Here is a 20,807-nt window from a genome sequence, read left to right as displayed (position 1 = left end):
GCTTACCGGACGACAAACACCGACACGCTGGCATGTTTTGCCAGATAGCCGGCGTGGCTTGAAAAGATATAGTCCATGATCCGGGGGGCATGGGTACCCACCACAATCAGGTCCGCGCAGATCTCGTCGGCTGCACGGGTCAGATCACCGTCAAGTTCAGCGCCGACATCAACGGAATGAATATTGCGGAACGCCACTTCGGCACCGCTTTTCTCGGCCAGTTCACTGGCGAAATCCTGCAGGTCCTGATTGATGGCCGCCTCGGACTGACCGGGTTCGCCCGGTTGGGTTCCGGTCACGCTGACGATGGTGATCCTGGCCCCTTGCCACTGGGCGACCTGCGCGGCGACGTCAGCCGCCTTGCGGACCTCGGGCGGCAGATGCAGATCGACGGGGAACATGATGTGGTTGTACATGATGATTTCCTCCTTGCCCAAAAGCATGGAGAAATTCGAATATATGTACCTTGATCTACCTCAAGGGCCGGTTTTGCCCGGATTTGCGTCCGTGTCCGTCGCAGGCACCGCGCCAGCGGGTTCTTCCGGCCTCAGCAACATCAAAAGCGCAACACATGTCATAACCACGCCCACAAGGATCAGTGCCACCGGGGCGCCGTTGCCCAGCGCGATCTCCCACAGGATGACCCAGCTGGGTGTCAGATAAGTATAGGCCATTACCTTGGCCGAGGGCAGATGCAGCGTGGCAAACTGCACCAGCACAAAACTGGCAGCAGTGGCAAAAAGCGAGACATAGAGCAACCCGATCCACACAATGGCAGGCAGGTTTGCCCAGTCGGTCGCCCGTATGTCGGACCAGCCGTAGACCGTCAGGATCAGGCAACCCGCAACAAGGGTGCCAAAGGTGAAGACCACGGCGGGTTCACCCCTGTTGAGGCGGCGTATCATCGGGGTGTAAACCGCATGTGCGACGCAGCCCCAGAAATAGATGATCTCTCCGCCGCCGATCTCGAAGGCCCGGAACGCCTGCCAGTCAGCCCGGAAAATCACCCAAAGCGCCCCGACGGCCCCAACCGCCAGGGCCAGCGCCATGCGGGGCGTGGTGATCTGGCGCAACAGAAACCAGCCCGCGATCGCGGACAATACCGGTGTCAGGGTGAACACCGCAGCAGCACTGACCGGCGGTGCGGTTTTCAGGCCGTAAAACATCAGCACGAAATAGGTGGCGAACAGCCCGCCCAGCACGAAATACCGCCAGGGTGCCCGCGCGGCGCTGCGTGGCAGGCCGGTTGTCGCCATCGCCACGGCACCGATCACCAGTGCCGCAATAGCGAACCTGGCCGCCGTGATCGCCGAAGGCGCAATCTGGTTGGCTATGAGTGAGCCCAGCGAGAAACTGCCGGCCACCAGCATGGAAAACACAAGCATCGCCAGATGGCCGCGGGCCTGAAACGTCACGGCTGCCAGCCTTTGGCCTGCTCCTTGAGGAAGGACAAAAACGCCTGCACCTTCGTTGTGCGATGCAGGTCGACATGCGTGACCAGCCACAGCTTGCCCGACCATTCGGGCAGCGGTTCCATAACTTCGACCAGTTCCGAATCGCGCGAAGCTTCCCACCGGGCCATAAAGCCGATACCGGCACCGGACAGAACCGCCTCGCGCATGCAGAAGTTGTTGGTGCAGCGAAAGGTGATCGCTTGCGCTGGAGCTGTCGCGCGCAACCATTTCGAAAACGGAGCACGGCTGTTTTCATCGTCGGTGCTGACAAAAAAGTGGTCAGCGAAATCCTCGATACCTGCCGGTTTGCCATGCCGCTCTACGTAAGACTTGCTGGCATAAAGCCCCACCTCCTGCGTTATGAAGGGCTGCACCACATTGTCTGGCTGATCCGGGGCGGCGCCGGCACGAATGGCCACGTGCGCTTCGCCGTATTCCAGCCGAAACAGCCGGTCGCCGGTGAGGTAACGCACGATCAGGCCCGGATGCGCAGTCTGAAACTCGGTCAAGGCGGGAACGACCAGCGGCGCCAGCGAGGCCAGTGACGTCACCACCAGTTCGCCAGATACGTCGTCGCCACGTCCCTTCATCCGCCCGACCAGCTGATTGAACTGATCTTCGGTCGCCTGTGCGACGCGCAGAAGATCCTCGCCCGCGTCCGTTGCCGTATAGCCGCGCGCGTGACGCTGGAACAGTTTTACACCCAGCCGCGCCTCGATCGCGTCGATGTGACGGATGACGGTCGCATGATGCACACCCAAAACTTCGGCCGCGCCACTGACGGTGCCCATGCGTGCCACCTGATAGGCGGTTCTGACTTCGTCCCAATTGTCCACTGCATCAAATCCACTGTGCAAATTCCAACAATGACTGTTGGCTTATCAGAGTTTTGTTCACCCACGCAACGCTCATATTGGCGTCAGACGCGAATTCCACATCAATAGGACACCCTGACATGACCAAGACCATCCTGCATATCGACGCCTCGGCCCGCCGCGAAGGATCCGCCACCCGCGACCTGTCAAACCGGATCGTCAACCACCTGAAGGCCGGCCGCATCATCCGCCGCGACCTGGCCTCGCCGCTGCCGCTGCTGACCGAAGACTGGATCAATGCCAACTTCACCCCCGCCGATCAGCGTGACGCGGTCCAGCGTGACCAACTGGCCCTGTCGGACGAACTGGTGAACGAACTTCAGCAGTCCGACATCATCGTGATTGGCCTGCCGATCTACAACTTTTCGGTTCCGGCCGCTTTCAAAGCCTGGATCGATCTGGTTGCCAGAGCCGGGCTTACTTTCTCGTACTCCGAAAACGGTCCAAAAGGCCTGCTGGACGGTAAGCGCGCCATTCTGGCCATTGCTTCGGGCGGTACTGCCGTCGGCTCCGAGATCGACTTTGCCACCGACTACGCCAAGCATGTGCTGGGCTTTGTCGGCATCCATGACGTCGATGTCGTTGCTGCCGACCAACTGGCTCTGGACGCCGAAACATCGCTTAGCAACGCCCACAAGGCGGTTCAGGAACTGGCAGCCTGACCGGCCGTCGCCCGCCGCAAACGAGACGTCCGGCCTTCGTCCAAAAAGCGTAGGCCGGACATTTTTTGATGGGCAGAAACCGCGAGCCCGCCGCAAGAAGCCCTTAGCTTTTTCTGTTCCCTAGTTCCTTTGCCGGAAGCCCGCGCCGTCGGGCCTGCGCTCAGGGCAGCCAGGTGACCTGGCAGCCGATCCTGTCGAAGAACGCCATCAGGTCGGCGCGCTCCATTGCCACAGTCCGGTCGTTCACCAGCGGGTGCAGGTAGATCACATCGGCCTGCTGCGCGGCGCCATCCATGAAAAACCGAACGTTGTTCTGAACGCCATTGATCATCGCCAGCGGGCTGACCGCGCCGGGGCGGATGCCTAGGTTCTGCATCAGGCGATCCGCCGAGCCAAAGGACAGGTTCCCGATACCAAGCTCGGCGCCCAGCTCCTTGAGATCAATCTCGCGGCTTTGTTCCAGCGTCACCAGATAGTTCCGCTTTTTCTTGTCGCGCAGATAGAGGTTTTTGAGCCGCAGTGCATTTTCACCCGGCATCATGAACTGGTCCTCGACCGCCTGAGACTCCTCGACCGTGCGCAGTGGCACATGGGTATGCAGGCGGTAGGACAGCCCCCAATCATCCAACTGCGCCAGCAACGCGTCAGAGCTGAGCGGTAGCGTGTCCTGAAAGGCGGATGATGCGTCCATGGGAACCTCCTGTTTGGCGCTCATCGCGCAACACGAGGGCAAATTCAAGCCACGACAGTGCCAGAATTCGGTGTTAGCGTGCCGCCATGAAGGTGACGCGCAATACCCCGGACCAATTGATCCTGTCCAACACGCCCTGGTTTATTGGTGTTATGCTGGTCTTCTTCATCCTCGCCTTTGTCGGCGCCGGCCTGTTCATGGTCAGCGAAGGCGGCGAGGGGATCATATTCGGTATCTTCTTCGCCCTGTTCGGTGGCGGGATGGGGTTCGGTGCCTTTTGCGCGTTTGTCCGCCGCGTACAGGTCATACTGGACCGCCGCACCAACAGTATCCTGATCCGCCGTCAGTCCGTCTTTGGCTATGACACTGTCGAGCACAAGCTGTCGGACCTGTCCCACGCAGAGATCGAAACCACGCGATCATCCGGCAAAAACGGGTCTTCCAACCTTCACCGACCGGTGCTGATTTTGAACCAAGGAATGAGCGCTGGACGCCACCCGATTGTCGAAGCCTATGCCAGCGGGCGCGGATCACACCGAATGGTTGACGCCGTCAACGATTGGTTGCCGACCCGCAAGGTTGACTCTGCCAGCCAATCGGCCTAAAGCCCCCTCAAACATCCGGAAGCCTCTCGATCTTCCGGTCCCTTGAGTCGATCAGGGATCGCCCCCCACCAGCGAGTTTCGCCCGTGGGGGCGTTTGTGCATTTAACCGGCGCATCCTATCTAGGAGACGCCACCAGATAACCGGCTAAGGAGGCCGAAGGCATGTTTGAAAATCTATCCGAACGCCTCTCTGGCGTCTTTGATCGGCTGACGAAACAAGGTGCTCTGTCCGAAGAAGACGTCAAGACCGCCCTGCGTGAGGTCCGAGTTGCGCTGCTTGAGGCCGACGTCTCGCTGCCGGTGGCCCGCGAATTCGTCAAGAAGGTGCAGGAACAGGCGACCGGGCAGGCGGTGACCAAGTCGATCACCCCCGGCCAGCAGGTCGTCAAGATCGTGCATGACGCGCTGGTCGATACCCTGCGCGGCGAGGAAGACCCCGGCAAGCTGAAGATCGACAACCCGCCCGCCCCGATCCTGATGGTAGGTCTGCAGGGCTCGGGTAAAACGACCACCACCGGTAAGCTCGCCAAACGCCTGAAAGAGAAAGAGGGCAAGAAGGTCCTGATGGCCTCGCTGGACGTCTATCGCCCGGCGGCGATGGATCAGCTTGCGGTTCTGGGCACGCAGGTCGGCGTCGATACCCTGCCGATCGTTCCCGGTCAGAAACCCGTCGATATCGCCAAGCGCGCCAAACAGCAGGCAACGCTGGGCGGCTATGACGTCTACATGCTCGACACTGCGGGCCGTCTGCATATCGACGAAGTGCTGATGGACGAGGTCGAGCAAGTCCGCAACGTGGTCGACCCGCGTGAGACGCTGCTGGTTGTCGACGGTCTGACCGGTCAGGTCGCTGTTGAAGTGGCGGAAGAATTTGACGCCAAGGTCGGCATCTCGGGCGTGGTTCTGACCCGGATGGACGGCGACGGGCGCGGCGGTGCGGCGCTGTCGATGCGGGCGGTCACCGGCAAGCCGATCCGCTTTGTCGGCCTGGGCGAAAAGATGGACGCGCTCGAAACCTTCGAGCCGGACCGGATCGCCGGTCGAATTCTGGGCATGGGCGACATCGTTGCCCTGGTCGAAAAGGCCCAGGAAACGATGGAGATGGAACAGACCGAGCGCATGATGAAGCGCATGGTCAAAGGTCAGTTCAATATGAACGACCTGAAGATGCAGCTGGAACAGATGATCCAGATGGGCGGCATGCAGGGCATGATGGGCATGATGCCGGGCATGGGCAAGATGGCCAAGCAGATGGATCAGGCCGGTCTGGACGACAAGATCCTGCGCCAGCAGATCGCCATGATCCAGTCGATGACCAAACGCGAACGCGCTAACCCGCAATTGCTGCAGGCCAGCCGCAAAAAGCGCATCGCCGCCGGTTCGGGGATGGAGGTCAGCGACCTCAACAAGCTGCTCAAAATGCACCGGCAGATGTCGGACATGATGAAGAAGATGGGTAAGATGGGCAAAGGCAAGATGCTGAAACAAGCCATGAAGGGCATGTTCGGCAAAGGTGGCCCCTCGCCCGAAGAAATGGCCGCTGGCATGGACCCCAAGGCGCTGGAACAGGCCGCCAAGGCAATGGGCGGCAAGATGCCCGGAATGCCTGGAATGGGTGGCGGCATGGCTCTGCCCCCGGGCCTGAGCGGGTTCGGAAAGAAAAAGTGACGCCAGCACGCTGCACCCAGCCCCCGTCCGGAAAGGCGGCGATGGCAGCAGCGCAGTATCGCGCGGCTCTGCCGGTCCTTGAGACCCGGCGGCTGGTTCTGCGTACTCCTACCCTGAATGATCTGCCGGTATGGACAGCGATCTGCAAGGAAAGCTTTGGCGATACCGACCAGGAAGCCTGGACCGAGTTCTCGTACTATTCATCCGGTTGGCTTCTGCATGGCCATGGCCTGTTCACGGCCGCATTGAGAGATCAGGAAGTGGCCATTGGCTTTGTCGTTCTGGGTCTCGAATGGGACGATCAGGAACCCGAGCTTGGCTATCTGTTTTCAGCCGATCATCGCATGCAAGGCTATGCGACCGAAGCTTGTGCCGCGGTTCGCGATTTCGGCTTTGATCTTCTCGGATCGGGTTGTTTCGTTAGCTATGTGTCGGCATCCAACACCAGATCAAATGCACTTGCCAAACGGCTGGGCGCTGTGCGGGACGTGAATGCAGAGCACGCGTTTGGCGCGGATCAGCATGTCTGGCGTTATGGCGAGGTGCAGGCATGACACTTGCGTTGGCCATACCCACCCTTGAGACTGAGCGCCTGATTATGCGTGCGCCGTCGGAAGCGGATCTTGACGCCGATACAGCGTTTTTCGCCAGCGATGCCGCGCGATATGTCGGCGGCCCGCTGCGCCGGGATGAGACATGGCGTCTGGTCGCCTCGCTTCTGGGCCATTGGGCGTTGCGCGGCTACGGGTACTGGAGTGTCGATGAAAAGGACTCCGGCACCTATGTCGGGCGTATCGGGCTTTGGTGTCCGGAAGGCTGGCCCGAGCCCGAGGTCGGCTGGACGCTGATGAACCACGCCACCGGCAAGGGCTATGCGACCGAAGCCGCGCTGACTGCTCGGGCATATGCCTATGACGTGCTGGGATGGGAAACGGCGATTTCGCTGATCGATCTGGACAATCACGCTAGCAAGGCGGTGGCCCAACGTCTGGGGGCGCAGTTCGAATATCACTATGACCACCCCAAGTTCGGCAAAACCGAAATCTGGCGGCACCCTGCCCCGGCTGATCTGGTGAATGGCGGGATGGAGGCCTACGCATGATAGACCTCTGCATTCCTACCCTGAAAACCGAACGCCTGATCCTGCGCGGACCCGAGGCGCGGGATTTCGACAATGTCGCGGATTTCTTTGCCGACAAGGACCGCAGCTGGGGCTTTGGCGGCCCGCTGGACCGCAATCAGGCGTGGCGCTGGTTTGCCAGCATGATCGGCCATTGGGTTCTGCACGGCTACGGCTTCTGGACCGTTGAAACGCATGACGGCCAGCCCGTGGGCTTTGTCGGACTGTGGTCGCCGGAGGGCTGGCCCGAACCGGAACTGGGCTGGGTCATGTTCGCCGGAAGCGAAGGCAAAGGCTATGCCCGTGAGGCCGCTCAAGAGGCGCGCCTCTATGCCTATGAGGTTCTGGGGTTCGAAACGCTGAGCTCGAACATCTTTCCGGGCAACGAACGCTCGATCGCGCTGGCCGAACGGCTGGGCGCGCAGTACGAGCGCAGTTTCGAAAACGTCTCGCACGGCACCGAACTGGTGTACCGCCATCCCGGCCCCGACCAGATTTCAGAGGGGCTCGCATGACGACATTCACCATCCCTTCGATTGAAACCGAGCGCCTGATCCTGCGCGCGCCCGAATTGGGTGATCTGCCCGCAATGACCGCATTCTTTGCGACCGAACGCAGCCATATGGTTGGCGGACCCAAGGATGAATTTGCCTGCTGGAGCTCATTGGCACACCGGCTGGGGCACTGGGCACTGAGAGGCTATGGCCTGTGGCATCTGACCGAAAAGGCCAGTGACGCCTTCGTGGGATGGGCCGGTATGATCGATGTCCCCGGCTGGGCCGAACCCGAACTGGGTTGGACCCTGATGGCCGAGGCCGAAGGCAAAGGTCTGGGTTATGAGGCTGCGTCGGCCGCCCGTGCCTATGCGGCGCGGCACCAGGGCCTGAACGGCGTCATTTCGTACATTGCCCACGCGAACGACCGCTCGCGCGCCCTGGCCGGGCGGCTTGGGGCCACCTACGAGCGCGACGGTGAATTGCTGGGCAAAAAGGCCCAGATCTGGCGCCACCCGCAGATTGACCCAATGACCTCCGAAAGGACCGGCCAATGACCAACCCCGTGACACAGGCTGCTGCGTTGCTGAAGGATCACCGCGAGAGCATCGACCGGCTGGACGCGATCCTTGTCTATACGCTGGGCGAGCGGTTCAAGCACACGCAGGCCGTTGGCAAGCTCAAGGCCGCACACGACCTTCCCCCGTCCGATCCCTCGCGCGAGGCTGCGCAGATCGCACGGTTAGAAGACCTGGCGAAAGAGGCCGATCTGGACCCCGATTTCGCCAAGGCTTTCCTGAACTTCATCATTCAGGAAGTCATCCGACACCATAAGAAACACCAGAACTAAACCGGGATTGTCCCGGCTTTCACAAGACACGCCTTTGGCGTGATGCCATTCAAAGGAGATACCACCATGGCAATGAAAATTCGTCTCGCCCGCGGCGGCTCGAAAAAGCGTCCTTTCTACCGCATCGTGGCTGCTGACAGCCGCATGCCCCGCGACGGCCGTTTCATCGAGAAACTGGGCACCTACAACCCGCTGCTGCCGAAAGACAGCGAAGAGCGCGTGAAAATGGACATGGAGCGCATTCAGTACTGGCTGGACCAGGGTGCTCAGCCCACCGACCGTATTGCACGCATGCTGGAAGCAGCCGGCGCACGCGACAAGGCCGAGCGCAACAACCCCAATAAGGGTACCCCGGGCAAGAAAGCCCAGGAGCGCGCGGAAGAGAAAGCTGCAAAGGCTGCTGAAGCTGCCGAAGCCGCTGCCGCACCGGCTGAAGAAGCTGCTGCTGAAGAATAAGCAAGGCGGGCGCGTGCAGGATCAGACCTTCAGTGATGATTTCCGCACGCAGTTCGATCTGCTGATGCGGCTCCGGCGCGATGTGCGCCGGTTCCGCACCGATGCCGTGGACGAGGCAGTGCTGACGCGCTGCCTCGACACGTTTCGGCTGGCCCCATCGGTGGGGCTGAGCGAACCCTGGCGCGTGATCCGTGTCGAAAGCGATAAAGCCCGCACTGCGGCGCTTGAGAATTTCCAGACCGCGAATGCCGAGGCCCTTGCCGGATATTCCGGCGAGAAGGCGCAGCTTTACAGCAGCCTCAAGTTGTCGGGCATGCGCGAGGCCCCTGTGCAACTGGCTGTCTTCTGCGACGATGCCACGGACAAGGGTCTGGGGCTGGGCGCAGGCACGATGCCCGAAATGCGTCGGTATTCCGTGGTCACCGCGATCACACTGTTCTGGCTGTCCCTTCGGGCCGAGGGGCTGGGGCTGGGATGGGTGTCCATTCTGGACCCCGACCGGTTGACGCAGGACCTGAAAGTGCCGGACAGCTGGCGCCTGATCGGGTATTTCTGCATCGGCTGGCCCGAGACGTTGTCAGACACGCCGGAACTGGAGCGTGCAGGTTGGGAAAACCGTCAGGACAGTCTGACCGTCGAGGTGCGATAGACTTATGTTTGGGCTGATGCGGCTTCCCATCCTGCTGATGATCGCTTTTATTGTCGGCGTGTTTTTCGAACGCAGCAATCAGCGCGACGCCTGTGCCACGCGCGGAGACTGGCAGGACGGAGTTTGTGTGACGGTGGAAGGGTCCAATGACTGATCTGATCTGTGTAGGCAGTATCGCCGGGTCTTACGGCGTGCGGGGCGAAGTGCGGCTGAAAAGCTACTGCGCGACCCCTGAAGACATCGAATCATATTCTCCGCTGACCGACGAAAGCGGCGCGGAACGGTATCCGCTTGTGCTGACCCGGACGATCAAGAACGGCTTTGCCGCGCGGCTGGGCGGAATTGAAACAAAGGAGCAGGCCGACGCGATCAAAGGTCTGCGCCTGTTTGCGCGACGTGATCAGTTGCCCTCGCTGCCGGATGACGAGTTTTATCATACGGACCTGATCGGGCTTGAGGTCTATGACACCGGCGGCACGCTTCTGGGCCGGGTGAAATCGGTGCAGAACCATGGCGCGGCAGACCTGCTGGAACTGCAGGGGTCGGGGATGAACACCACGGTTCTGCTGCCCTTCACGCTTGAGGTCGTGCCGACGGTCGATCTGGATCAGGGGCGTATCATCGCCGACCCGCCGGAGGGTCTGCTGTAATGCGGCGGATAATGCTGCATCTGGGTCTGCATAAAACAGGCACCACTGCGGCGCAGTCCTTCCTGTATGAAAACCGCGAGTTGATCTGGCCCCATTTCGCGCTGGTGCTGCCTTACAAGACCCGCAAGACAGGGCTGTCCGGTGCGGCCACCCGTCACTCGGTCTATGGGACAGTGGGAACGCTGGCCGAGTTTGGCGGCCAGATGCGCGAATATCTGGATACACTGGAATTCGGAACCAAACGCGGGCTGATCCTGAGCGAAGAGAACTTCAGCGGCCTGCGCCCCAGTCGCAACCTGAGCCAGGGCTACGCTGCGGCCCCGGATCTGGCCGCGTGTATCGTCGACTCGATCCGACAGCGGCTGGTCGGAGAGGATCTGGACATAACGCTCTATCTGTCGCTGCGCCAGCGCGGCGCGTGGCTGCGCAGCCTGTGGGCGCATGATTTGCAACGCACGCGGATGGTGCAGGATTTCGAAACCTTCCGTTCCAACCTTGATCAACTGCCTTCGCTTGAGGACACGGTGAACAGCATTCGGGACAAGCTGCCATCGGTCACCGTGCAGTCGGAATGGCTAGAAGACATGCTACAGCGCCGTTTTGGCCCCGGTGCGCCATTTGCAGAGTTCCTCAGGTTGTCACGAGACAAAACCGCCCGGATTGTACCGCCGAACAAGGTCAATCCCAGCCTGCCGGAAGACACATTGACCGAGCTTCTGGCGTTGAACCGGTCACGACTGGACGAGGCCGCGCTGACCCGTCAGAAAGCGGCGATCATCCAATCTGTGCAGGACGAGATCTACGGGACCCAATGACTGACAAGCCCAACAAATCCCATGGTCGCAAGGCGATCCGGCCCACGCTGAAACCGCGCGAATTGATAACGCCGACACCCGATCTGCATGGCGTGTGGAAGGCCAGGATCATCACGCTGTTCCCGTCGGCCTTCCCCGGCGTGTTGGGCGAAAGCCTGACCGGCAAAGCCCTGCAAGAGGGGTTGTGGCAGCTGGAAACGATAGATCTGCGCCGGTTTGGGGTCGGCAAGCACCGCAATGTCGATGACACGCCGGCCGGCGGCGGGGCCGGAATGGTCCTGCGCCCGGATGTTCTGGGCGATGCGATTGAACACGCGATGGCGGGCGTTCAGGGCAACTGGCCCCTGATCTACCTCAGCCCGCGCGGCCGGCCGATGAACCAGGCCATGATGCAGTCGCTGGCGCGATGTGATGGCATGACCTTGCTGTGTGGCCGCTTCGAAGGTGTCGATGAACGGGTGCTGGAGCATTACGGCGTTCAGGAGGTTTCGCTTGGTGATTTCGTCATGACCGGGGGCGAGATTGCAGCACAGGCCCTGATTGACGCGACTGTCCGGCTGATCCCCGGCGTGCTGGGCAATCAGGCTTCGACCGAGGATGAGAGTTTTTCGTCGGGGCTGCTGGAACATCCGCAATATACCCGCCCAGCCGAATGGAAGGGGCGGCCGATCCCCGACGTTCTGATGTCAGGGCACCACGGCCGAATCGCTGAATGGCGTCACAGCATGGCCGAGAAGTTGACCCGGGATAGGCGTCCGGAAATCTGGGAGAGCTACAGCAAATCCAAGAGTGGCGATTCTGAAGCGGAGTGACCCGTCTCACCCAACTGCTTGCACGAAACGAAGGCCACTTGTTCAATTTCTGACTGCATTTCTTAAGAAGATGCCACAGTTCGAAGAAATACGACAAAAAATTACATAGAACTGACACGATCTGGCAATAGTTGCGCCCCTTTCCTGAGACAAAAACAATCAATCCTGCCTGCCATTTGACCAGTACAGTTTTAACGAGGGGGTAACTGGGCAGGGTCAGGGGGTGAGCGCCTGACCGGTCTGATTGTCATCTGGTCATGAGGCTCCCCCCGCCCAATTATCCTCTCCATTCCGTCCGAGGCGCAGCGGCCGTTGTTTGTAATCAGTTGATTTTTGTCTTTTGCATATGCGGGGTTACGCCAAAACTGGATCGGTACACGCGCGAAAAATGCCCGGGGCTTTCGAACCCGCAGGCCAGCGCAACCTCGGTGACCGAGGCCTCGGTCTGAAGCAGCAGGTTCTGGGCCCGTTCCAGGCGCAGCTCCATGTAGTACTTCTTGGGGGACGTGTTCAGGTATTTCCCGAACAACCGCTCCAGCTGGCGTGCGGAAATCCCGATTTCTCCGGCGATTTGCGAGGGCGAAACCGGTGCATCGATGCTGTCGCGCATGATCCGTATTGCTCTGGCCAGATGGGCGTTTCGCATCCCGTTGCGGGACTGGAGCGAAACGCGCTGTCTTGCGGTGGCATTACGCACTGCGTTGTAGACCATCTGATCGGCAACGGCGACTGACAGTTCCCGGCCATGTTCCTTTTCGATCAGGTGCAGCATCAGGTCCGCAGTGGCGGTGCCACCCGATGCCGTGATGTGCTTTTCGTCAGCCGTAAATACGCTACGCACCAGATTCACCTCGGGAAAGGCTTCCATGAAAGCGTCGTGATATTCCCAGTGAATGGCGGCCTGCATTCCGTCCAGGAATCCGGCCTCGGCCAGCACCCAGGCGCCTGAACACAGCGCGCCGATCCGCGTTCCCCGGGCACGCTCGCGACGCAATGCAGCCAGCAACGGGCGCGTGACGTGTTTGCGCATGTGAATACCGGACAAGACGAACAACTGATCAGTCTTAGGCAGTTTATCCAGCCCGGAATGGACCAGCGTCACCGACCCGTTTGAACATACCGCCTGTTCGCCATGTTCCGAGGCAAAGGACCATTCGTACAGGTCTTTCCCGCTTTCCAGATTGGCGATTCTCAATGGCTCGACGGCACATGAAAACGCCAGATGCGAAAATTCCTCAACCAATATGAAGGTGATGTGCTGCGTCTGCTGCATGTCGGTTTCCGTTTGCTGGGCGTCGGCCTGCGACCCCGTGGCGAAGTTTAGGTGATGCTGCACTATTTTTTACTGTATACAAGTTGTATTTTTATCGAATACAAATCGGCCGGCTACTCGGCGCCCACGCGATTCGCAAGGGTATGCATCGGGGCTTGGCAAAGGATTTGGGATGAAAGAAGACGGCAAATCACGCAAGGCAGACCTGAGGGAGCACCTGAAGGTGTCCATTCTGACCCTGCGCCTGCGTCCAGGTGCCGATCTTGACGAGGCGCATCTGTCGGATGCCTTTGGCCTGTCCCGGACCCCGCTGCGCGAGGTGTTCAGGCAATTGGCGGGCGAAGGGTATTTGGATCTGCGCACCAACCGCAGCGCGCGCGTGTCCGAGATGTCCTGTACCACCCTGCGCGACTTCTTTCTGGCCGCGCCGATGGTCTATGGGGCAATTCTGCGTCTGGCGGCCCTGAACGCAACGCCCCGGCAGATCGATGACCTGAAGGTGGCGCAGCAAAAGTTCAAAGAGGCATTGCGGACCGGGTCGCCCGAAGATCGTGCCCTGGCCAACAACCGCTTTCACGAAGTGACCGGCGAGATGTCGGCGAATGTCTATCTGCTGCCGTCGTTCAACCGGCTGCTGATCGATCATGCCCGCATCGGTATGACCTTTTATCGCCCCCAAGGTGTTGAAATGACGGAAAACCTGTCCGAGGCGAGCCGCCAGCATGACGCCATCATCGCCGCCATCGAAGCGCGCGATGAAGCGGCTGCTTCGCAGCTGGCGACCGATCACTGGAACCTGTCGCGCGATCAGATCGAACTGTTTGTGATGCCTGAGGCGCTGAATGTCCCGATGGGTGCCCCGCCCCTGTCGAAACCTGCATGAGGACGGAATGAACCCGATTTTCAGATTTGAGGGGATCTACACCCCTGTCGTAACCCCCTACCACCCAGATTGCCGGGTCAACTGGGACGCCCTGTCCGACGTGATCGAATACCTGATCGCCCATGGCGTGCACGGGCTGATCTCGGGCGGCTCGACCGGCGAGAACTATGCGCAGACTGTCGAGGAACGGCTGGAACTGGCGAAGTTCACGAATGAGCAGTTGAAAGGCCGGTTGCCGCTTGTGGTCGGCACCGGTGCGATGCTGACACCGGATTCCATTGCGTTGGCCGAGGGCGCGCGCGAGATTGGCGCAGACGCCATCCTGTTGGCCAGCCCGCCCTATTCGGTACCGACCGACCGCGAAAACGCGCTGAACGCACTGGCCATCGACAAGGCGGCAGACCTGCCGGTGATGCTGTACAACTATCCGCATCGCACCGGCACGATGATGGGCGAAGAGTTCCTCGACCGCGTCGGCCGCAGCCGGAATTTCTGCGGCATCAAGGAAAGTTCGGGCGATATCAACCGGGTCCACCTGCTGGCGCGGGACTATCCGCATATCCAGCTAGGATGCGGCATGGACGATCAGGCGCTCGAGTTCTTTGCCTGGGGTGCACCGTTCTGGGTCTGTGGTGGGTCGAATTTCCTGCCTGCCGAGCATGTTGCGCTCTACAACGCCTGTGTGATCGAAGGCAACTTTGCCAAGGGCCGCCGGATCATGTCCGCGATGATGCCGCTGATGCGAGTGCTGGAACAGGGTGGCAAGTTTATCCAAACCATCAAGCATGGCGTGACCATGAACGGGATCGACGCGGGCGCGATGCGGCCTCCGCTGAAGGGTCTCAACAAGGACGACAAGCGCGCGCTGGAACAGGTGACGCGCGTTCTCAGACAAAAAATCGCAGACATTGTGGCGGAGGGTTAACGCATGGGATTGCACACTAGGGACGAATACAAATCCATTGCTGCCAATCTGGAGCTGCCGACCGGCGCGTTCATTGATGGCGCATTCCGCCCGGCGATGTCCGGCAAGACGTTTGAGACCGTAAACCCGGCCACCGGCGATAAGCTGACCGATATCGCGGCCTGCGGAACCGAGGATGTGGATTTCGCCGTCGAAAAGGCGCGCGCGGCGTTTGACGATGGGCGCTGGTCGAAACTGCACCCGTCCCAGCGCAAGGACGTGCTGATCCGGCTTTGCAAGCTGATGACGCGCAACGCCCGCGAACTGGCGGTGATGGAGAGCATCGACAGCGGCAAGACCATCTATGACTGCGAAACCGTGGACGTGCCTGAAACCATCCACTGCCTGAAATGGCATGCCGAGGCGATCGACAAGATTTACGATCAGGTCAGCCCTGCCAGCGACGATCACATTGCCATGGTCGTGCGTGAGCCGATCGGTGTTGTGGGCTTGGTGCTGCCGTGGAACTTCCCGCTGCTGATGTTGGCGTGGAAGATCGGGCCTGCTTTGGCGGCGGGCTGTTCGGTCGTGGTGAAACCGGCGGTAGAAACCACGCTGACCGCGCTGCGCCTGGCCGAACTGGCGATGGAGGCCGGACTGCCACGCGGTGTTCTGAACATCGTTCCGGGTGGTGGCGCCGACGTGGGCGAGCCCATCGGGCGGCATATGGATATCGACATGGTGTCTTTCACCGGCTCCACCGCCACCGGCAAGCGGTTCCTGACTTATTCGGCCGAAAGCAACGCCAAGGAAGTGGTGCTGGAGATGGGCGGCAAAAACCCCGCTATCGTGATGGAGGATGCCGAAAACCTCGACCGCGTGGCGGCGCACGTGGTCAATGGCGCGTTCTGGAATATGGGCGAGAACTGCTCGGCCTCGTCCCGCCTGATCGTGCACAAGGACGTGAAGGCCGAGCTGCTGGAGCGCATCGCCCATCACGCCAAACAATGGAACATCGGCGACCCGCTGGACCCGGAAACCCGCATGGGTGCGCTGGTCAGCGAAGGCCATTACAACAAGGTTTGCAGCTATCTGGATCAGGCCGAGAGCGTCGTGATTGGCGGCAAGGCGGACAAGGGTTTTGTCGAAGCCACGGTCGTCGAAGTCCCCGGCAACGACGCCACCCTGGCACGGGAAGAAATCTTTGGCCCGGTTCTGTCGGTAATCGAAGTGTCGGGCTTTGATGAGGCCATCAAGATCGCCAACGACACCGATTATGGTTTGTGCGCCTCGATCTTCACAGCCAATGCCAAACGCGCCATTCGTGGCGCGCGGGCAATCCGGGCGGGAACAGTCACGGTGAACAGCTTTGGCGAAGGCGATATCACCACACCATTCGGGGGATACAAGCAGTCGGGCTTTGGCGGCCGCGACAACTCGGTCCACGCACACGACCAGTACACTCAGTTAAAAACAATCTGGATCGATCTGGCCGACGATGCGGACGAGGCAGTGGATTGAGCCGGTACGAAGCAAAACGGCTGCCGCGCCAAACCGGCGCGGCGGGGTGGAATGCCATTCTGCCCGCTCAGACACCGCACCCTGAGCTGCATCAGGACCTGAGCACCGACTTCACCATCGTTGGCGGCGGGTTTGCGGGCCTCAGCACGGCGCGACGCCTGCACCAGCTTGATCCTTCCCTGAAGATTGCCGTGCTTGAGGCCGCGCGGTTCGCGGAAGGGTCAGCCGGGCGGAATTCGGGCTTCATGATCGATTTGCCGCATGATCTGGCCTCGGACAATTACGCGGGCGACGGGCTTGAGGCCGACAGGGCCACCATCGCGCTGAACCGAAAGGCCATAGCTTTTGCGCAGCAGGTGGCCGAGGACTGTGTCCTGTCCGATGAGGTGTTCGATCCCTGCGGCAAATTCAACGCCGCTGCCACCCCGTCAGGCGATCTGCACAACCGCGAATATGCCGCGCATCTGGAACGGTTGGGCGAACCCTGCACCCTTTTCGATCAGCAACAGATGCAGGAACTCACTGGCAGTCCACATTACACCTCGGGCCTGTTTGCGCCGGGGACTGTCATGATCCAACCCGCAGCCTATGTCCGGGCCTTGTCAGCACATCTGGCCGGGCAGGTTGATGTGTTCGAAAACTCGCCGGTTACAGGCTTTGAAAAACAGGGAAACGGCTGGGTTGTCACGACCCCAAAAGCCCGGGTGACGACCGGACGGATTGTGTTGGCCAACAATGGGCATGTCGAAAGCTTTGGGTTCTACCAACGTCGGCTGATGCATATTTGCCTTTACGCGTCACTGTCAGCGCCTCTGACCGACGCTCAGATCAAAACACTGGGTGGGCTATCGCGCTGGTCGGTTACACCGGCGGATCCGATGGGAACATCCGTGCGGCGCATCTCGGGTAGTTATGGCGACCGGATCCTGATCCGGACCTGTTCCAGCTTTCATCCTTCGATCGAGACGACAAACATGCGCCTGCGCAATGCGGGCTGGGTGCATGACCGCAAGTTCCGCGAGAGATTTCCGCATTTGCCGGACGTGAAAATGGAACACCGCTGGGCCGGAATGCTGTGCCTCAGCCGCAATGGCGCGGCCGCTTTTGGCGAACTGGACGACGGGGTTTATTCCGCCTGTTGCCAAAACGGGCTGGGCATTGCCCGCGGGACATTGCAGGGAATGGGCATTGCCGAGCTGATCCTGCAGGGCGGGTCGGACATTGCCAGTCATTTTCTGGCCCAACCGGAGCTTCCGCGCCTGCCGCCCGAACCCTTCGCCTCGCTGGGCGCCAACACCTACCTGATGTGGAAGGAATGGCGGTCAGGCAAGGAATGATCTGCCCTATCCCGGCAGGCTGAGCTTTGCCATGCGTCCGCCGTCGATGGTATAAACCTGTCCGGTGACAAAAGCCGCGTCATCTGATGCCAGAAATGCGACAAGGGCCGCAACCTCTTCCGGTGCTCCGGTTCTGGACACGGGGTGGATGCGCCCGATATTCCGGCGAAATGCTTCGGGATCCGGCATCGAGGCGATGAAATCCTCGTTCAGGTCCGTGTCGATCCAACCCGGCGCGACTGCGTTGCACCGGATGCCTTCGGGCCCGTGATCGACCGCGACCGCGCGGGTCAGCCCGTGCAGTCCGGCCTTGGACGCCCCATAGGCCGCATGTCCGGGGTTGCTGCCCAAACCTTCGATCGAACCGGTATTGACGATATTGCCGCGCCTTTCACGCAGGTGCGGCAAGGCGGCCTTGATCATGAGAAACGGTGCCGTCAGGTTGACCGTCAGGGTCCGCTGCCAGTCGTCCAGGCTTATGTCCTCGACCGAGGCTTCCTGCATCATCCCTGCATTGTTGACCAAAACATCAAGGCGCCCGGCCTTCGCAATCAGTTCATCGATCACCTGCGCCGGGCTGTCAGGTCTGGTGAAATCCGCAGCGATGCCTTCAAATTCTGTATCCGCCCCACGCTGGGCCGTGAAGACGCGCGCGCCTTCTTGCTGCAGCCTGACCGCGATGGCACGGCCGATACCGCTGCGGCCGCCGGTGACGAGGGCAACCTTGCCTTGGAATCGGTTCATGTGACTGGCTTACCTCCGTTGACCTCAATCAATGTGCCGCAGACATAACGCGCCGCGTCCGAGACAAGAAACAGAACGACATCTGCGATGTCATCAGGCTCGGCAATCCGTCCCAGGGGGACCGTCGCCCCCAATTCGGCCACGGCAGTATCCGGATCGAACCCGCGTTTTGCAAAACCGGACCTCAGCATGGGCGTGTTCACTTCATTCGGGCACACCGCGTTGATGCGAATGCCCTGATGCGCGTGGTCCATTCCCATGCACTGCGTCAGCGAGGCGATGGCCGCCTTGGTCATACAATAAACCGCATGGTTTGGCCCCGGCCGCAAGCCCCAGCACGATGCCGTATTGACGATTGCCCCGCCCCCGGATTGGGCCAGGATCGGAATCGCGGCCCGGCAGATTCTGAACGGTGCTTCGACATTGACACCCAGGGACAGTGACCAGTCATCATCCGTGGTTTCGGTGACGGTGCCCCGCGTTATCACGCCCGCATTGTTGATCACGATGTCCAGCCCGCCCAGAAGGTCCGCGGCCGCTTGGGGAAGCGCGTCGCTGTACGAAGCGTCCCTGAGATCACCGGGCAGGTGGGCTTCGGCCTCGATCCCGTCAACTGATCTGTCCGCCACGGCAACATGCGCGCCGGCCTGCCGCAATTGGCGGACAATTGCTGCGCCGATCCCTCCGGCAGCGCCAGTAACCAGCGCCTTTCTTCCATTCATTTCCATTTCAATTTCCCGATCAAAAAAAGACCCGCCAATTTCAGGCGGGCCAGTGGGGGGAGAGATCATCAATACGTCTGGTTCAGTTCGTCCGCTGCCGGTATTTCCCGTTCGCGGCGCGCGATGTAGTCCAGCAGTTCCTCGTTCTTGGCCAGATCCAGCGTGGGCTCCTGATATTCGGCCAGCAGCTTGCGGGCGTGGTTCAGGGCGCGTTCGGTGATCTCAACCTCGCCCTCAGCCGTCCATTGCTCGATCGAATTGTTGTCGAACATTTCGGGCATGAAGAACGCGGTCTGAAAATTGTCCTGTGTGTGCGGATGACCCAGATAGTGACCGCCCGGCCCCACATCCGGCACCGCGGCCAGAGCCTGATCGAAATCGTGCCATTTCGGACCTTCGGCCATGCGATAGGCCATGGCGCATTGTTCAGCATCCACGATGAACTTGGCGACCGAACAGTGCATCCCGGCCTCGTTCCAGCCTGCCGAATGCCAGATGTAATTGGCCCCGGCATGGATCACAGCCTGCAGGGTCGTGGCAGATTCGTAACCGGCCTGTGCATCGAAGGTCTTGGCCCCGCCAAGCGTGTTTGAGGTACGCCACGGCACGTTGTAGTACCGCGCCATCTGACCAATCATGAAATTCATCAGGCTGATTTCGGGCGTGCCCGCCATCGGTGCGCCGGATTTCATCGACACGGTTGACAGGTAGTGGCCGTAAATCGCGGGCGCGCCCTTGCGGATCACCTGTGTGTAGGCCAACGCGCTCAGCGCCTCGGCGTTCAGCTGCGCGACGGTCGCGGGTACGCTGGCGGGCGTGTTGGCACCGCCCAACACGAAGGGCGAGCACAGTACCGGCTGCTTGCGGCGGCAGAAGGCACGCATCGCGCCCAGCATGGTTTCGTCCCAGACCAGTGGCGAGTTGCCGTTGCAGTTGCCGGTGGTGACGGGGTGATCCTCAAGGAATTCTTCCCCGAACAGGATTGCGCACATGTCCATCACGTCCTCGGCGTTCTTGGGGCTGGTGGTCATGCCCATGAACGTCTTGTCCGAATGTTTCATCGACGAATAGGTGATGCGCAGGTGGCGCTGACTGATCGGGTGATCGTAGGGTTCCACGATATGATGGGCCGACGAATGCAACGCGGGCATCATGTGGCTCAGCTTGTGGAACATGGCCAGATCGTCCAGCGTCGGATTGCGGCGCACGTCGTCGAGATCACGCAGGAACGGCGCGCCGGTCATCGGCACGAAGATCGAGTGTCGGCCACCCAGCCGCACGTTCTTTTGCGGGTTGCGGGCGTGATAGGTGAAATCCGAAGGGATCGTGGCAATCAGTTCACGAACCAATCCGCGATCCAGATAGACCAGCTCTCCCTCGACCCTGGCACCGGCCTTTTTCCAGTCTTCCAGCGCAATGGGGTCGCGGAACTGCACTCCGACATTTTCCAGAATGTCCATCGAGGCGTTGTCGATGCGCTCAACCTGGGCGCCGTCCATCACCTCGCATAGCGGGATGCCCCGGGTCAGTCCGGGCAACATCTCAAAGTTTGGCGCGGTTCGCTTGGCGCGGCGGGCCGAGCGTCCGCCCGAGCGCGTTGCGGTACGAATGTTCATGGGGCA

Annotated in this window: 26 protein-coding genes; 18 read left to right on the top strand and 8 right to left on the bottom strand. The window is 60.6% G+C overall.

Annotated elements, in window-relative coordinates:
* Window positions 1-2: 2 nt before the first annotated feature.
* From ACR0J2_RS10040 to ACR0J2_RS10030, 3 genes are read right to left on the bottom strand one after another with little or no spacing between them, the layout of a single operon-like run.
* On the bottom strand, window positions 3-443 hold the full coding sequence (locus ACR0J2_RS10040) for a universal stress protein (RefSeq protein WP_480812484.1): 441 nt from the start codon (window positions 441-443) through the stop codon (window positions 3-5).
* A gap of 33 nt (window positions 444-476) precedes the next feature.
* A complete protein-coding gene (locus tag ACR0J2_RS10035; protein WP_480440581.1) occupies window positions 477-1,415 on the bottom strand; it encodes a DMT family transporter in 939 nt (312 codons plus the stop codon).
* A complete protein-coding gene (locus tag ACR0J2_RS10030) occupies window positions 1,412-2,290 on the bottom strand; it encodes a LysR family transcriptional regulator (RefSeq protein ID WP_170825216.1) in 879 nt (292 codons plus the stop codon). Before ACR0J2_RS10030 ends, ACR0J2_RS10035 begins: the two co-directional genes overlap by 4 nt.
* Before the next feature lie 119 nt (window positions 2,291-2,409).
* On the opposite strand from ACR0J2_RS10030, the gene ACR0J2_RS10025 reads away from it, so the two are divergent.
* On the top strand, window positions 2,410-2,991 hold the full coding sequence (locus tag ACR0J2_RS10025) for an FMN-dependent NADH-azoreductase (protein WP_170825217.1): 582 nt from the start codon (window positions 2,410-2,412) through the stop codon (window positions 2,989-2,991).
* A gap of 160 nt (window positions 2,992-3,151) precedes the next feature.
* Here the strand turns inward: ACR0J2_RS10025 and ACR0J2_RS10020 are convergent, their stop codons facing one another.
* Entirely contained in the window at window positions 3,152-3,682 is a 531-nt protein-coding gene (locus ACR0J2_RS10020; RefSeq protein WP_480812483.1) for a prolyl-tRNA synthetase associated domain-containing protein, read from the bottom strand.
* Between the two features lie 86 nt (window positions 3,683-3,768).
* Between ACR0J2_RS10020 and ACR0J2_RS10015 the strand changes: the two genes are divergently transcribed.
* From ACR0J2_RS10015 to trmD, 13 genes are all read left to right on the top strand, one after another.
* Window positions 3,769-4,287 (top strand): hypothetical protein, encoded by a 519-nt coding sequence (locus tag ACR0J2_RS10015; protein WP_480812482.1) that lies wholly within the window; start codon window positions 3,769-3,771, stop codon window positions 4,285-4,287.
* A 162-nt stretch (window positions 4,288-4,449) separates the two neighbouring features.
* A complete protein-coding gene (gene ffh / locus ACR0J2_RS10010; protein ID WP_480812481.1) occupies window positions 4,450-5,955 on the top strand; it encodes a signal recognition particle protein in 1,506 nt (501 codons plus the stop codon).
* Window positions 5,956-5,996: 41 nt separating this feature from the next.
* Window positions 5,997-6,509, top strand: a complete 513-nt coding sequence (locus tag ACR0J2_RS10005) for a GNAT family N-acetyltransferase (RefSeq protein WP_480812480.1) — start codon at window positions 5,997-5,999, stop codon at window positions 6,507-6,509.
* A complete protein-coding gene (locus ACR0J2_RS10000; RefSeq protein ID WP_480812479.1) occupies window positions 6,506-7,057 on the top strand; it encodes a GNAT family N-acetyltransferase in 552 nt (183 codons plus the stop codon). The genes ACR0J2_RS10005 and ACR0J2_RS10000 overlap by 4 nt, the downstream gene beginning before the upstream one ends.
* A complete protein-coding gene (locus ACR0J2_RS09995) occupies window positions 7,054-7,590 on the top strand; it encodes a GNAT family N-acetyltransferase (protein WP_480812478.1) in 537 nt (178 codons plus the stop codon). The genes ACR0J2_RS10000 and ACR0J2_RS09995 overlap by 4 nt, the downstream gene beginning before the upstream one ends.
* Window positions 7,587-8,126, top strand: a complete 540-nt coding sequence (locus ACR0J2_RS09990; protein ID WP_480812477.1) for a GNAT family N-acetyltransferase — start codon at window positions 7,587-7,589, stop codon at window positions 8,124-8,126. The genes ACR0J2_RS09995 and ACR0J2_RS09990 overlap by 4 nt, the downstream gene beginning before the upstream one ends.
* The gene (locus tag ACR0J2_RS09985; protein WP_039541590.1) at window positions 8,123-8,419 is read left to right on the top strand and encodes a chorismate mutase; all 297 of its coding nucleotides are present in this window, start codon (window positions 8,123-8,125) and stop codon (window positions 8,417-8,419) included. Before ACR0J2_RS09990 ends, ACR0J2_RS09985 begins: the two co-directional genes overlap by 4 nt.
* Window positions 8,420-8,485: 66 nt before the next feature.
* Window positions 8,486-8,875, top strand: coding sequence for a 30S ribosomal protein S16 (rpsP, locus tag ACR0J2_RS09980; RefSeq protein WP_170681598.1), 390 nt, complete (start codon window positions 8,486-8,488; stop codon window positions 8,873-8,875).
* 13 nt (window positions 8,876-8,888) lie between these two features.
* The gene (gene bluB / locus ACR0J2_RS09975) at window positions 8,889-9,524 is read left to right on the top strand and encodes a 5,6-dimethylbenzimidazole synthase (RefSeq protein ID WP_480812476.1); all 636 of its coding nucleotides are present in this window, start codon (window positions 8,889-8,891) and stop codon (window positions 9,522-9,524) included.
* Between the two features lie 16 nt (window positions 9,525-9,540).
* Window positions 9,541-9,678: a hypothetical protein gene (locus ACR0J2_RS09970; RefSeq protein WP_170805713.1), complete on the top strand. Its 138-nt coding sequence runs from the start codon at window positions 9,541-9,543 to the stop codon at window positions 9,676-9,678.
* Window positions 9,671-10,174, top strand: coding sequence for a ribosome maturation factor RimM (gene rimM / locus ACR0J2_RS09965; protein ID WP_170681611.1), 504 nt, complete (start codon window positions 9,671-9,673; stop codon window positions 10,172-10,174). Before ACR0J2_RS09970 ends, rimM begins: the two co-directional genes overlap by 8 nt.
* Complete coding sequence (locus ACR0J2_RS09960; RefSeq protein WP_480812475.1) at window positions 10,174-10,989, top strand: hypothetical protein; 816 nt, start codon at window positions 10,174-10,176, stop codon at window positions 10,987-10,989. The genes rimM and ACR0J2_RS09960 overlap by 1 nt, the downstream gene beginning before the upstream one ends.
* The gene (gene trmD, locus ACR0J2_RS09955; protein WP_480812474.1) at window positions 10,986-11,801 is read left to right on the top strand and encodes a tRNA (guanosine(37)-N1)-methyltransferase TrmD; all 816 of its coding nucleotides are present in this window, start codon (window positions 10,986-10,988) and stop codon (window positions 11,799-11,801) included. The genes ACR0J2_RS09960 and trmD overlap by 4 nt, the downstream gene beginning before the upstream one ends.
* Window positions 11,802-12,123: 322 nt before the next feature.
* Here the strand turns inward: trmD and ACR0J2_RS09950 are convergent, their stop codons facing one another.
* Window positions 12,124-13,074 (bottom strand): GlxA family transcriptional regulator, encoded by a 951-nt coding sequence (locus ACR0J2_RS09950; RefSeq protein WP_170805929.1) that lies wholly within the window; start codon window positions 13,072-13,074, stop codon window positions 12,124-12,126.
* Between the two features lie 172 nt (window positions 13,075-13,246).
* Between ACR0J2_RS09950 and ACR0J2_RS09945 the strand changes: the two genes are divergently transcribed.
* The 4 genes from ACR0J2_RS09945 to ACR0J2_RS09930 are packed head-to-tail and all read left to right on the top strand — an operon-like array spanning window position 13,247 to window position 17,719.
* Window positions 13,247-13,957 carry a GntR family transcriptional regulator gene (locus ACR0J2_RS09945; RefSeq protein WP_480812473.1) on the top strand — a complete coding sequence of 237 codons (711 nt, stop codon included), beginning with the start codon at window positions 13,247-13,249 and terminating at the stop codon, window positions 13,955-13,957.
* 7 nt (window positions 13,958-13,964) lie between these two features.
* Window positions 13,965-14,882, top strand: a complete 918-nt coding sequence (locus tag ACR0J2_RS09940) for a dihydrodipicolinate synthase family protein (RefSeq protein ID WP_480812472.1) — start codon at window positions 13,965-13,967, stop codon at window positions 14,880-14,882.
* Between the two features lie 3 nt (window positions 14,883-14,885).
* Complete coding sequence (locus tag ACR0J2_RS09935; protein ID WP_480812471.1) at window positions 14,886-16,382, top strand: aldehyde dehydrogenase; 1,497 nt, start codon at window positions 14,886-14,888, stop codon at window positions 16,380-16,382.
* Window positions 16,379-17,719, top strand: a complete 1,341-nt coding sequence (locus tag ACR0J2_RS09930) for an NAD(P)/FAD-dependent oxidoreductase (protein WP_480812470.1) — start codon at window positions 16,379-16,381, stop codon at window positions 17,717-17,719. The genes ACR0J2_RS09935 and ACR0J2_RS09930 overlap by 4 nt, the downstream gene beginning before the upstream one ends.
* 6 nt (window positions 17,720-17,725) lie before the next feature.
* Here the strand turns inward: ACR0J2_RS09930 and ACR0J2_RS09925 are convergent, their stop codons facing one another.
* The 3 genes from ACR0J2_RS09925 to ACR0J2_RS09915 all read right to left on the bottom strand — a co-directional run bounded on the left by ACR0J2_RS09925 (window position 17,726) and on the right by ACR0J2_RS09915 (window position 20,801).
* On the bottom strand, window positions 17,726-18,463 hold the full coding sequence (locus tag ACR0J2_RS09925) for an SDR family NAD(P)-dependent oxidoreductase (protein ID WP_480812469.1): 738 nt from the start codon (window positions 18,461-18,463) through the stop codon (window positions 17,726-17,728).
* A complete protein-coding gene (locus ACR0J2_RS09920; RefSeq protein ID WP_480812468.1) occupies window positions 18,460-19,191 on the bottom strand; it encodes an SDR family NAD(P)-dependent oxidoreductase in 732 nt (243 codons plus the stop codon). The genes ACR0J2_RS09925 and ACR0J2_RS09920 overlap by 4 nt, the downstream gene beginning before the upstream one ends.
* A 62-nt stretch (window positions 19,192-19,253) precedes the next feature.
* Entirely contained in the window at window positions 19,254-20,801 is a 1,548-nt protein-coding gene (locus ACR0J2_RS09915) for a trimethylamine methyltransferase family protein (RefSeq protein ID WP_480812467.1), read from the bottom strand.
* Window positions 20,802-20,807: the final 6 nt, after the last annotated feature.

It is taken from the genome of Ruegeria sp. CG4, assembly GCF_056537185.1.
This window is presented reverse-complemented; position numbering and strand designations above follow the sequence as displayed.